This is a genomic window from Microbulbifer jejuensis, assembly GCF_047289955.1.
Taxonomy (GTDB): domain Bacteria; phylum Pseudomonadota; class Gammaproteobacteria; order Pseudomonadales; family Cellvibrionaceae; genus Microbulbifer.
In genome coordinates this window covers 118,425-130,540 of sequence record NZ_JBLBUB010000011.1, presented here as the reverse complement: position 1 = coordinate 130,540, position 12,116 = coordinate 118,425, and the positions used below count along the sequence as shown (strand labels likewise).

At 48.2% G+C, this 12,116-nt stretch carries 9 protein-coding genes; 4 read left to right on the top strand and 5 right to left on the bottom strand.

Going from position 1 to position 12,116, the window contains the following annotated elements:
- Positions 1 to 688: 688 nt before the first annotated feature.
- Both ACL7TT_RS09085 and ACL7TT_RS09080 read left to right on the top strand, forming a co-directional pair.
- On the top strand, positions 689 to 2,209 hold the full coding sequence (locus ACL7TT_RS09085) for a glycoside hydrolase family 18 protein (RefSeq protein WP_413394847.1): 1,521 nt from the start codon (positions 689 to 691) through the stop codon (positions 2,207 to 2,209).
- Positions 2,210 to 2,533: 324 nt separating this feature from the next.
- Complete coding sequence (locus ACL7TT_RS09080) at positions 2,534 to 3,127, top strand: LysE family translocator (protein WP_413394845.1); 594 nt, start codon at positions 2,534 to 2,536, stop codon at positions 3,125 to 3,127.
- A 168-nt stretch (positions 3,128 to 3,295) separates the two neighbouring features.
- Here the strand turns inward: ACL7TT_RS09080 and gcvP are convergent, their stop codons facing one another.
- Positions 3,296 to 6,187: an aminomethyl-transferring glycine dehydrogenase gene (gene gcvP / locus ACL7TT_RS09075; RefSeq protein WP_413394844.1), complete on the bottom strand. Its 2,892-nt coding sequence runs from the start codon at positions 6,185 to 6,187 to the stop codon at positions 3,296 to 3,298.
- A gap of 430 nt (positions 6,188 to 6,617) precedes the next feature.
- Here gcvP and ACL7TT_RS09070 point away from each other — a divergent pair, with 430 nt between their 5' ends.
- A complete protein-coding gene (locus tag ACL7TT_RS09070) occupies positions 6,618 to 6,866 on the top strand; it encodes a helix-turn-helix domain-containing protein (protein ID WP_413394843.1) in 249 nt (82 codons plus the stop codon).
- Positions 6,867 to 6,964: 98 nt separating this feature from the next.
- Here the strand turns inward: ACL7TT_RS09070 and ACL7TT_RS09065 are convergent, their stop codons facing one another.
- From ACL7TT_RS09065 to ACL7TT_RS09050, 4 genes are all read right to left on the bottom strand, one after another.
- Complete coding sequence (locus ACL7TT_RS09065; RefSeq protein WP_413394842.1) at positions 6,965 to 7,456, bottom strand: hypothetical protein; 492 nt, start codon at positions 7,454 to 7,456, stop codon at positions 6,965 to 6,967.
- A gap of 43 nt (positions 7,457 to 7,499) precedes the next feature.
- Positions 7,500 to 8,051: a hypothetical protein gene (locus ACL7TT_RS09060; protein WP_413394840.1), complete on the bottom strand. Its 552-nt coding sequence runs from the start codon at positions 8,049 to 8,051 to the stop codon at positions 7,500 to 7,502.
- 151 nt (positions 8,052 to 8,202) lie between these two features.
- Positions 8,203 to 8,502 (bottom strand): hypothetical protein, encoded by a 300-nt coding sequence (locus ACL7TT_RS09055; RefSeq protein ID WP_413394839.1) that lies wholly within the window; start codon positions 8,500 to 8,502, stop codon positions 8,203 to 8,205.
- An 825-nt stretch (positions 8,503 to 9,327) separates the two neighbouring features.
- Positions 9,328 to 9,573 carry a hypothetical protein gene (locus ACL7TT_RS09050; RefSeq protein ID WP_413394838.1) on the bottom strand — a complete coding sequence of 82 codons (246 nt, stop codon included), beginning with the start codon at positions 9,571 to 9,573 and terminating at the stop codon, positions 9,328 to 9,330.
- Positions 9,574 to 11,228: 1,655 nt separating this feature from the next.
- Here ACL7TT_RS09050 and ACL7TT_RS09045 point away from each other — a divergent pair.
- Positions 11,229 to 11,960 carry a haloacid dehalogenase type II gene (locus ACL7TT_RS09045; protein ID WP_413394836.1) on the top strand — a complete coding sequence of 244 codons (732 nt, stop codon included), beginning with the start codon at positions 11,229 to 11,231 and terminating at the stop codon, positions 11,958 to 11,960.
- The last annotated feature ends 156 nt before the right edge of the window (positions 11,961 to 12,116 follow it).

The window sequence follows — 12,116 nt, the reverse complement described above, 5'->3', positions numbered from 1 at the left end:
CAGGAAAAATAGATAAGGAACCTGTGATCAACCTGGTATTTTTGTTCGATCACATAAGTCGCTCTAAGCACCAGCTTTCCACTCAATAACTGGAGAGGAAAGCTGGCAAAAGAAAATTTAGTTAGTCCATCCTCCGATCCTTCAGGTGGGTCAATATTAAGGAGAAGCCCCGGGCTAATTATTACTGTACGTAAAGAGCATTTTTGCCTTATCAATAACTTAGTATCATTCGCCTCAGAGCAAGAAATGAGAGAATCTGCCAGACGCTCTGGCATACTACCGGGTCCAAAGGAAAGAATACCCCTCTCCCAGGACACGCTGTGAATACATCCTTGTACGCTCGTAATCGGCATCCATGCCTCATACGATCCTGGGAGAGGGGTATTCTTCCCTCCTGCTTTACTAGTAAGTGCCTGCCTGGTGCACCAACTGGAGATCAATCTTGACGGCCTGCTCTTTAAAAATGATCTATTTTCAGGTTAAATAGAAATTCGCCAAAAATAAATGTATGACCATGGTGGTCGGTATTTGTATAAAGAGATTCCAATTTCTATAAATGGTTGCATTAGGCCAGAACTATTTTATAAGTAGTAGTCTGCTGAAAGATTGTTCGGTATTGGTTGGTAAGATTATAGTGCAAAATCCGGATTAAACGGACATCATTGGAAGAGAATTAAAGGATTGAAGCATGTGCATATATATAGCAAAAAGAATTTCCAAAATAAAAATCCATATAAATAGTATATTGCTCATTGCTTTATTTTCCTTGCAGTTTGGGTTGGATAGCATATTTAATATCAGTCGAGCTGGTCAAGATGATGTGCTTCTGAGGGAATTTGAGGTAATGGCTTATTTACCATATTGGGGTTACCTTGATGATGCTGAAGGCAACCCCGGTTATACCAAGTACCACTACTCTGATATTAGCACAGTCTTTATTCTGGCCACCATTCGCAGGCAATCCGTTTTGGAGAATGAAGGTCTAATATACGGGGAATCTGCCCACGACATTTCCAACCAGGTAGATTTCGAGTCCATGGTGGCTTACATGCGCGATGAGGCTCCAAACCTTAAAATTCTACTGTCACTGTCTGATTTACATGGAAATTCTACTGAACGAGCGGAATCAGCAGAGCTCGTCAATGACTTGAATCGCAGAAAAACGATCCACTGGCTGATGGAGAATTATATTGATAAATATGATTTGGATGGTATAGATATAGATTTTGAAGATGCTTCCCTGGACTCGGATTACATGGGGGTCAATTATTCGAAGTTCATAAAAGAGCTGTCCAGGGCAATGCACGACCGGTCTGCAAGAGGAAGAAAAAAATTAGCAACTGCGACCTTGGCAGGTGGCGATTATAGCAGATCTACTATAACGAACGATTTTGTCAATAGCATTGATTTACTTGGAGTTCAGACTTATAGCGCAGACAAGATGGATTATTTGCGATATAACGAAAATCGCGATATTAAGCGAGATTTTGAAAATTGGACATCACGTGGTGTGCCAGCTAGCAAGCTCGCTTTCGGATTATCCATGTGGAGTAAAGTAGCGGATCCATCAAAGAGTCATGGCCTTCAGTTACCCACAACAGGCACATCGAACGGGTGGGGCTGGATAAGTCAACTCAGGCAAGAATCCAATGACGATTATAGAGCGTACCTCACCTCGTCATTTAACACGCCTGGGTTTCCAGCTGCTTTTGAACAGCGATACAGCGGCTTGTATGAAATCAGACGCCGAGCTGAATGGGTTAAAAGTGTTTCAGCCAGAGGCGTTTTCTGCTGGGAAATGTCGAAAGACCCCGCAAGAAAAGATGTACAGCAAAGACCCTATTCATTGCTTCAAAAATTAATTGACTGGAAGAATAATCCTGATGACTATTTGCCAATAGTCGCGTACACAAAAAATGACTATTATGGCCGGGGGAGTTCTATTGCAGGCGGATTTCATTCCCTAACTGCGGATGAGTACAACTGGATTGGCATCTATGAATTCGACACGACAAAACCCTACAATATAGGTGCATCAACTGGGTTTTACCAATACCTCCCCAATACCTCAAGTGGTGAATACACGTTGCCAGTCTCAGCTGCAAATGCACTGGAATCCAAAAAAATGTATATCCTACGTATCTCAAACGGAGCTGGAGGTATTGGAGAATCTGTTTTGGGCACCAGTCACCCGTTTTATAGGTTATAAAAAATCATACAGGGGAATCACTGGTTACTTACATGTAGACTGCTGGAAGGAGGTTGTTCATCAAGTGTCTCGCAAGCTCGTTAGCGAAAATCAAATAGTAGATTGCCAAATTCCTGCAGTAAAAACAGAATCTGCAACCCAAACTGGCAAAATATCGTGCCGATGCCTACTGGGGAGGAGTTTGTCTGCCAATCTACCTTTAAGGCAGAGTAGTTCGGGGAGTGTCAGCCAAGCTAATCCGTAAGGCGCAGATAAAAAATTCACGCATGGCGCCTGGGGATCAACCTTTAAAACTCACATTATGCTACCGGAAAATAAAAAAGAATGGAATTTGTATCAGCGGTATTTATGTTTGCGTTCTCCACAACCATTACACCTGGACCAAATAATGTAATGATAATGGCTTCGGGAATGAACTATGGAACAAAAAAGAGTTTTCCGCACTTCTTGGGAATCTGTATTGGTTTTCCCTTAATGGTCATTTGCATTGGCTTGGGTTTGGGTATTCTTTTTAAAAAATTTCCATTAATGCATGAAGGCATAAAAATTCTTGGTGTTGCCTATTTGCTCTATCTTGCATGGCTGGTTGCCAGGTCCAAGCCTTCTGAGCTTCAGGGCGCGAGTACAAAGCCGCTTACGTTCTTTCAAGCTGCACTGTTTCAGTGGTTAAACCCTAAAGCCTGGATGATGGCGACAGGGACTGTTGCGGCTTATACGGTAGTTTCGCTGGATATATACGCTCAGGTATTGTTGATTTCTTTGGTGTTTTTTATCGCAGCTTTTCCATGTGTGGGTATTTGGCTTTTTTTTGGGGTTTATTTGAAGAAAATTCTAAAAAAACAGTCTTATCAAAGAGCGTTTAATATCTCAATGGCCCTATTGCTGGTTATCTCTGTAATTCCAGTCATAGTTGAATAGCTGGCTTGACAAAGGCATCCAGTTTACTCCGTGGCTTTGTATTTCCACCCGGGTGTTGGAATAGGATATTTGGATATTTTGGTGTGAGATAACTGGCAGCAGCGCTTCCCTGCACCGCTTTGAGCTGGCCAATTGTTGACTTCCCAGGCTATTAAAAGCCCCAGGTTTTTACTCTGTGTAACTCTCCATTGGCGGACAGGAGCAGATCAGGTTGCGGTCCCCGTAGACATTGTCGATACGGTTGGCTGCCGGCCATACCTTGTGCGTTTTCAGCCACGCTGCCGGGCGGCCGGCTACATCGCGGGAGTAGCTGTGGGTCCAGTTGTCGGTCATCACATCCTCAAGGGTGTGCGGCGCGTTGTGCAGTGGATTGTCCTCGGCGGTGTACTTGCCGCTGGCAACGGCTTCCACTTCACGGCGGATAGTGGCCATGGCTTCGATAAATCGGTCCAGCTCCTGCAGGGATTCACTCTCGGTGGGCTCGATCATCAGAGTGCCGGCCACCGGGAAGGACATGGTGGGCGCGTGGAAGCCGAAGTCCATCAGGCGCTTGGCGATGTCCTCTTCGGTGATGCCGCTGGATTCCTTGAGCGGGCGCAGGTCTACCAGGCATTCATGGGCGACAAAGCCGTTGGTGCCGGTGTAGAGCAGGGCGTAGTGTTCGCTCAGTTTCTTGGCCACGTAGTTGGCATTCAGGATTGCCATTTCGGTAGCCCGTTTCATGCCCTGCTTGCCCATCATGCGGATATACATCCAGCTGATCGGCAGGATACTGGCGGAGCCCCAGGGCGCGGCGGAGATGGTGCCGTTCTCCACATGGGTTTCCGGTACTTCTATTACCGGGTGGCCTGCCAGGTAGGGCTTCAGGTGTTTACCAACAGCGATCGGGCCCATGCCGGGGCCGCCGCCACCGTGGGGGATGCAGAAGGTTTTGTGCAGGTTCAGGTGGGAGACATCACCACCGAACTGGCCCGGTGCCGCCACGCCGATCAGGGCGTTCATGTTGGCGCCGTCGATATACACCTGACCACCGGCCTGGTGTACAAGATCGCACACCTCGCGGATAGCTTCCTCGAAGACACCGTGGGTGGACGGATAGGTCACCATCAGCGCGGCAATGCGGTCGCCGTGCTCTTCGATCTTGGCCTTCAGGTCTTGGGTATCCACATTGCCTTTGTCATCACAGGCAACCACAACCACTTTCATGCTTACCATCATGGCGGAGGCTGGATTGGTGCCGTGGGCGGACGCGGGGATCAGGCAGATATCGCGCTGGATTTCGCCTTTCGCTTCGAAGTATTTCTTGATGGCAATCAGGCCGGCGTACTCGCCCTGGGAGCCGGCGTTGGGTTGCAGGCTCACGGCATCATAGCCGGTACAGGTGGCCAGCATCTGCTGCAACTGGCGGAATATTTCCGCGTAGCCCTCGGCCTGGTCACTCGGCGCGAAGGGGTGCAGTTTGCCGAACTCGGGCCAGGTGACCGGAATCATCTCAGCGGTGGCATTCAGCTTCATGGTGCAGGAGCCCAGGGGAATCATGGAGTGATTCAGGGCGATATCCTTGGCCTCCAGAGACTTGAGGTAACGCAGCATCTCGGTTTCGGAGTGGTAGGTGTTGAACACCGGATGGGTCATAAATTCGGTATCGCGCAGCAGGGAAGCGGGCACACCCAAAGAGCCTTTGCTGGCAATTTCGCTGTCGAGGGCGTGTAGGTTGATGCTGTGCTCGGTGCCGGTAAAGACATTGATCAGGTCGGACATATCCTGCAGGGTGGCGGTCTCGCTCAGGCTCACACCCAGGGCGTCTTCCCCCACTTTGCGCAGGTTGATCTCGGCGGCCAGGGCACGCTGGTAGATCTCTTCCTGCTTGGCGCCAGCGGTGACAGTCAGGGTGTCGAACCAGCTGTCGTGGGCCAGGTTGAAGCCTTCGCGCTGCAGGGCGGAAGCGAGGATATCTGTCAGGCGCTGGATACGGGCGGCGATGGTCTTCAGGCCTTCGGGGCCATGGTAAATCCCGTAGAAAGCACTCATCACCGCCAGCAGAACCTGGGAGGTACAGATATTGGAGTTGGCTTTCTCGCGGCGGATATGCTGCTCGCGGGTCTGCATGGCCATACGCAGGGCGCGCTTGCCTTTGCTGTCCACGGAAACACCGATGATGCGGCCCGGCGCAGAGCGCTTGTAGGCCTCGCGGAAGGCGAAGAAGCCGGCGTGAGGACCGCCGTAGCCCATGGGGATACCGAAGCGCTGGTTACAGCCAACCACCACGTCTGCCCCCATTTCACCCGGCGCTTTCAAGGCCACCAGGCTCATCAGGTCCGCGGCTACGGTCACCAGGCCGTTGGCCTCGTGTACCTTAGTGATCATATCGGTCAAATCGCGTACGCGGCCGGTGCTGCCAGGGTATTGCAGCAGGGCGCCGAACAGCTCGGCGGGGATGTCTTTATCCACATCGCCCACAACCACCTCAAAGCCGAAGTGCTCGGCGCGGGTTTTTATGATGGCGATCGTCTGCGGGTGGCAGTCCCGATCCACAAAGTAGACGTTGGACTTGTTGCGCTTGGCCTGGCGCTTACACATGGCCATGGCCTCTGCGGCAGCGGTACCCTCGTCCAGCATGGAAGCGTTGGCCAGTTCCATACCAGTGAGGTCCATGATCATCTGCTGGAAGTTCAGCAGGCCCTCCAGGCGGCCTTGGGCTATTTCCGGCTGGTAGGGGGTATAGGCGGTGTACCAACCCGGATTCTCCAGCACATTGCGCAGGATCACGTTGGGGGTAATGGTGTCGTGGTAGCCCATACCAATAAAAGTGCGGTAAATGCGGTTGCGCGCCGCGATATTCTTCAGTTCTGCGAGGGCCTCCTCCTCGTTGATCGCATCGGCCAGGTCCAGCGCATCGGTTTTGCGGATGGCTTCTGGCACGGTTTTCCCGATCAGTTCGTCGAGACTGGCAACCCCGAGGGTTTCCAGCATGGCCGCTACCTGTTTGGCATCGGGTCCAATATGGCGGTGGATAAAGGCGTCGTGTTGTTCCAACTGCTGCAGCGATGGTTGGGTCATAAACTTCATTCCTGTAGTCGCAGGGAGTCGTCGCGGTGCGCTCGCGGTTAAAAATAGCACCTGGCCTCTGTGCCGCTTCTCCTGTGTAAAGCCCCGGTTCTCCGGGTTTCGGATAGGCGGGGTGGCTTATGGGAAGGCCGGATTAACGGCAGCTCACCGTAAGGTGCGGGTGCGGCAGGGAGTCCGGGCCATAGCGGCAGGCGCGCATCTTAGCAACCGTTGCGAGCCTGGGCAATCTGCGGGATTCAGGCGGGGAAACTGCTGAAATTCAGTGAGAATTCTGTGTGAAATCCTGTCTATCCGCACATAGGGCGGCCTTATTCCAGTGAGGGCTGGTTGGGATTGGCCGGAGAGATTCCTGCCGCTGGTCTCTAAGGATTTGAACAGAAAGCTGTCTCTGGTCACTTTGTAGGGGGATGCCCATGCGGTCATGGTAGTAGTGGTTTCCTGTTTGTCAGGGGGATCTGTTGGCTGGTACCTGCAAAGCGACGATTACGTTGGCTATCATGCCGTGGGTAAGGGGGTTACCCAGGTGTTGATGGCCGAGAAGCTAGATGTGTCCCAGCAGACTATCAACTCCTACGAGGTAGGCAGATTCGCAGTACCGAAAAAACTCGAATTTGACAATCATCAAGATATTTATCGAAGCACTGCTTCTTTAAATCGGCTAATTTATTGACTCTTTCCTGGATGATGGCATTTTCTTGATTTGAATACTTACCGAAGGGGATTCTCGGATTTTCCTCTCCATACGTGAAGGGCTTATCAGTTTTACAACTACTTCTCAAAATACTGACTCATATACTCTAACACTAGTTTATCCGCAGATGATTCTGTATATAAAATCACATTTTTACGGCCTCTGTTATGCGATACGTACTTTGTAAGTATTTTGGTATTTTCAAAATAACTTGTATTTTCTATAGTGTTTAAGGCGCTTTTTGCCAATTTCTCATCAGAGTAGATTAATATGGCGATACCGACATGAGATTCTGTCTTTATGGACATCTCCTTGAAAAGAAGCTCTCGTGATTTAGTATTGACCACACCTTTTATAAAGTCATCCCCTAAGCTGCTTTTTAAAAATTGTTTTTTGTCGTCATGTTTAGAAAACAACTCTGTGATCTGAAAGTTCTCATATTTTGTTAATAAGTAACTTTTTAAATTTTCTTCAAAATCATGAATTTGATATTTTGTAGGTAAAGCATCCTTTGCGAAAGCAGCTGGCGACAAAATCAAAAGAATAGTAATGACGATATTAATTTTCAAAGTGCTATACTCTTGCATACTTAATTAATAAAGAAGGTCTTATTTATGGTGCTTTGGTGAAGCTTGGTCTCACTGCTTTCTGATATGTAATTTTAATTTTTTTGGAGCTCCCAATTTCTGTTAACTTTGAATCTCTGTTTGGTTTTTGTGAACCGGAAAGCGAAATAATGAAGTCATTGAACCTATTAAACCCTCTAGGACCATTACAAATCTCGACGCAACCTACTGACGCATAAACTTCCCTCTTGGGATCGTCAGGCCCATCATGTATCAAAAAATTATCATACACCTGCCATGCACCTTTCTCTCGGGATCGTGCACTATGAACTGAGTAATAAGGCAGCCACGCCTTGATAAAGTATGTTTGTTGATCGGCTAAACCGACAACTCTCGGGATACCACCTTTTTCACATTTAATACCAAAGCGAAACACTTCGAAAGCTTGTTTTTTAGGTATATGTTTATCATCTAACCCTGTAACTGTCAGCTCATATGTTGAAATGAAAAAGGTGCCAAATTTTTGCCCTGAAGGATAAGCCCAAGTGAGTGCTTTGCCAATAGGTTTGTTTCCTACAACTAGCTCTATCGCTCTCATATTTTCTCCAATCAATAAAAAGGGCCTTAAGACACTTTGTTACTTTAATAGTAGAAAGAAATTTTTCACGTAACGTCCCGCACAAGGGCAGACAAATAAGCGCAGCGTTTTGGCTGCCCCAGCGACCAAAGGGAGCGATTGCTTAGGCTTGTTAACTGTACGAACTGAAACCATGATGATTTAACTTTGGAAACAGAAAATCTACGACTAGCAAAATCGATACAACAAGTGCTCCAATGGCCATTGCCTTAAACGGATGAACTTCTTTTTCTTCGGAGTTGTCGGCAGCTCCTGGCATATTTTCAGGCATATGTACCATTTCGCCAAACACTCCCAGAGCTGTAGCTATCACAATACTCACATAGAAACTGCTTTCAAAGAAAAATGAAATGGCAGCTGCAAGTACGACCACTAGTGCGAGCCTCAGTGCTATTCCTTTTCTCCTGCTCATAATTCCGCCAGTAAAGTTACCGACTTTAGTACCGAGCGCCGTTTACGGCGTCCGAGTGCCTAAACTTGTTATGTGTGATTTCGCCTATAGATGCTGCTCGCATTGTTCGCATACTCCGATATCATTAATTTCCATGGGCGGAAAGTATTTCCGTACGTTTCGAGCGTAATTCGCTTCGCCGGGCATTTCTGGTTTATAGCCATAGCTTTGGCAAGCAATACATTGCTTTACCCATTTTTTAATCTCTGGGTACATTTCTAAATACTGTGATGCGTCCTTTGATAAGCTCATTACTCAATTACACATAACATTTATATACTGATCACCATGACCAGTGTTTTTTTGATTATTTTCACGCCAAACTATTAAAGAATTACTGTAAATAAAGCTGATACGACAATTTAGTACTATCGAGCCACCTGGAATAATGATCACTGCAACCAGTATTCCAAAAATCGCCTAGGAATGTAACCCATTGGATTTATTCAATTCTTAGGAAAATCTAACTGCCTCTCAAAATAATGGTCACGGTGATCGAAATTCCGGCTCGTATCTGGTCACATTGTTGTAAAACGGTGCCACTATTCAGATAGGCGTATCGCCAGGGCGTTCTCCTCCTTGCCTATTGACACACCTTTCCGGTACAGCTGCGGCAGCGCTGCCAGCAGAGATCGAACCTTGCTCATCTGAGACGGTACCAGTGCGGAGCAGAAGAGCACTGGCTTGGCGTCTCGGTTGCGCTTATCTCTCCAGGGAGCGTACAAGAAGGTAAGCGTTTGCGGTGCTGTTCGGAGCTGCACAGGCTTTCGAAGTGCCCGCCTAGCGCTATGTCTTTTTATTGGGGTGCTGCTTGAATGGCCTGAGGATGGTTGGGGGCTGATCGGTTGGGTCCTCCTCCAGCGCCCAGGCTTCTTCCAGCAGTTGCAGTAAACGCACGGCCCGCATCACGCGGTTGCCCTTGCCGGGCGCAATGTGCAGGTCCACAACCTTATCTTTGATGGCGACCGGCGTGATAATAAAATACCCACCCAGGTGCAACGGCTGAAACAATCGACAGGGTAATATAGGCATCTTTATAGGCTCCTTAAGTCACCTGTGGCGGAAAGGTGCAGAAAAAGCACATCGCTTTGCGCGGTTTCTCTCGCCGCAGGTGCGATCCTTGTGGGGAAAAGAAAAGGGAAACTTGCAGAAAGGGTGCGCAGCCAGACAGGCGGTGCGCGGCTGAAGTAAAAGACCACACCCATCATCACGCAACGCCACAGCGCACTCCGCCGCCGGGGGCGAAAGTGACTCGAAAAGCTCGCCTTCAGGGAGACGTTGATTGAAGACGAACGAGTGTATGGCGTATCATTCAAGACAGCCTCGCTAGATAGTTATGTATCTTTCGGGGTTAGCCATCTCTCGGTGTGTCCTCACCGGGGGGTGGCGTTTTCTCTCATTTACGCGGTCATGATGCGGTCCTTCTTTGTTGGTTTATTTGTGTTTGGATTACCTGCGAGCGTTGGGGTTACAGGGCGCTCGCGGGATGAATAATGATCGTTGCGGTATGGTTTATCTGTTTATTATTCTTTGGCTGCGCCGGTGAAGCGGTTGGGCGCTAGGATAGCAGACCTACGGTATGCGCTTTTTACAAAGAATTCAATCAAGCTGAAGCTTTAGGCGACAGCAAGTTGCGTTTCCCATTGGCCACATAGCCATTTGCGGTGCATCAAGGCATCAGCATACCGCTCCCAGGCCATTCGGGGCCTGTTCGATATGGGATATCCGGGTGAAATCACACTACAGACCGCGTGTTTTCATGAGCCGTCGTTGGTGATATAAAGCAGAGTACAGCTCTTTTTGGTTTATTACCACGCTCGAACAGCCGACACGTTAAACATTGATCATGTTTTTACTTTCAATGAATTCTCCGTGATGCTTACACTTAACCTCCGCCACAGATACGAGCAACTTGTTGCGAGCCAAACACGCTAAGCGTACGGCTCCGCTGATGCTTGTATGGTGAACTCCCTCAACTATTCGGTAAGCTGAGGCCCGTAACTTTATGATCACTGTTTCAGAATTTATTCCACGTTCAATCACTATTGATCCAACATCTATATAATCCTATATGATGTCCGAATGGATATTAAGGAGAAGTTGAAAAGCAGGACTCTTTCTTGCATGAAGATATTACACAAGAAGTCCTCGCGTGTGGCATCCTGCTTCGTTCATCGCTCGATTAAATAAGCAGTAAAAGGAACTGGTTAGCCGCCGAGTGAATAATCAATAGAAAACATGGTCATGCATCCAAAAACGAGAGAGTTTCGAAACGCCAGTAAAAATCAAAAGGCTGTGGATGCAGTGGGTAAATTTGTCGCTTTTACCGGCCGGGCCTTATTCTTAGTGTCACGGAGTTGGCTGTGTTCGCTTCTTCATCCCTATCGGATAAATCAAAGCCAATGAAGCTGTCAAGCGCCTCTATGGGGATGGCATGCCTGCCGCCTTTGCGTAGATCGATATCGGCAGATGGTAATGTCAATTCTGTGACGCATGGTTCCACTGTGTTATCACATTCGGCGATGTTTTTGAATAATCGAAAATATATCAGAATTAAACAATAAGTGTTGAGGAAACAAAGCTATGATTCAGAGTTGTCAATACCTGTGAAAATTTTCAAATGATGCCGGAGGTGCCTCGTGGTGAACCGGAATTTCTATTGCACAATATTGTTGGTGATTTTTTCTATGGCAGCCTATGTAATTCCCACTCAATCTCTTGCAACCGGCGTCACAACCAAGCCAAAAGTGATTATTTTTGATGTTAATGAAACGCTGTTGGATCTCGAGCCTGTCGGGCGATCTGTTGCTAAAATTTTAGGGGAACGCGAAGATCTGTTGCCGCTGTGGTTTACAACCATGCTGCATTATTCACTCGTGGAAACCCTCAGTGATACATATCATGACTTTGGTGAAATCGGTACTGCCGCACTGATGATGGTCGCTGAAACACACGGCATTAAGCTCACCTATGAACAAGCCAAAAATGCCATCGTCACGCCGCTGGGCTCACTGCCACCACATGCGGATGTTGCGCCTGGCTTGGCGACTTTGTCAAAGGGGGATTACAAGATCGTCAGCCTGACAAACTCTTCCTTCAAGGGGGTGGAAAAGCAGCTCAAGCATGCCGGACTGAGTGATTTTTTTGACAAAAGCTACAGTGTGGAAGCCATACGGAAGTACAAACCCCATCCCGATACGTATCGGCTGGTGCTGAAGGACCTGGGTGTGCAGCCCGCAGAGGCCATGATGGTGGCGGCACACGCCTGGGATTTGATGGGGGCAAAGAATGTGGGCCTGCAAACGGTTTTTGTGGCCCGCCCAGGTAAGCCACTGTATCCATTCATGACAAATCCCGACCACGTTGTTAAAAATTTGCAAGAGCTGATAAGTATTGTCGGCATACCGGAAAAAAATTGATAGTGTAATTTTTATGCAATTGCTTCTCGATACACGCCATATGCCAAAGTTGTTGATTTGCACCTATTAGCCCGGTAGTTAATTACTACCACTGAGCCGATGAAGAGTTGGTTTAGCTCCTGCCCCGCAATAGGTTTTTGGCACTGGAGCCTGGCA

Bases quoted from the DNA above. Each gene is read 5' to 3' on its own strand.
- gcvP (WP_413394844.1), bottom strand. From the start codon at position 6,187: ATGACCCAACCATCGCTGCAGCAGTTGGAACAACACGACGCCTTTATC.
- ACL7TT_RS09070 (WP_413394843.1), top strand. From the start codon at position 6,618: ATGGTAGTAGTGGTTTCCTGTTTGTCAGGGGGATCTGTTGGCTGGTAC.
- ACL7TT_RS09045 (WP_413394836.1), top strand. From the start codon at position 11,229: ATGGCAGCCTATGTAATTCCCACTCAATCTCTTGCAACCGGCGTCACA.
- ACL7TT_RS09050 (WP_413394838.1), bottom strand. From the start codon at position 9,573: ATGCCTATATTACCCTGTCGATTGTTTCAGCCGTTGCACCTGGGTGGG.
- ACL7TT_RS09080 (WP_413394845.1), top strand. From the start codon at position 2,534: ATGGAATTTGTATCAGCGGTATTTATGTTTGCGTTCTCCACAACCATT.
- ACL7TT_RS09060 (WP_413394840.1), bottom strand. From the start codon at position 8,051: ATGAGAGCGATAGAGCTAGTTGTAGGAAACAAACCTATTGGCAAAGCA.
- ACL7TT_RS09055 (WP_413394839.1), bottom strand. From the start codon at position 8,502: ATGAGCAGGAGAAAAGGAATAGCACTGAGGCTCGCACTAGTGGTCGTA.
- ACL7TT_RS09085 (WP_413394847.1), top strand. From the start codon at position 689: ATGTGCATATATATAGCAAAAAGAATTTCCAAAATAAAAATCCATATA.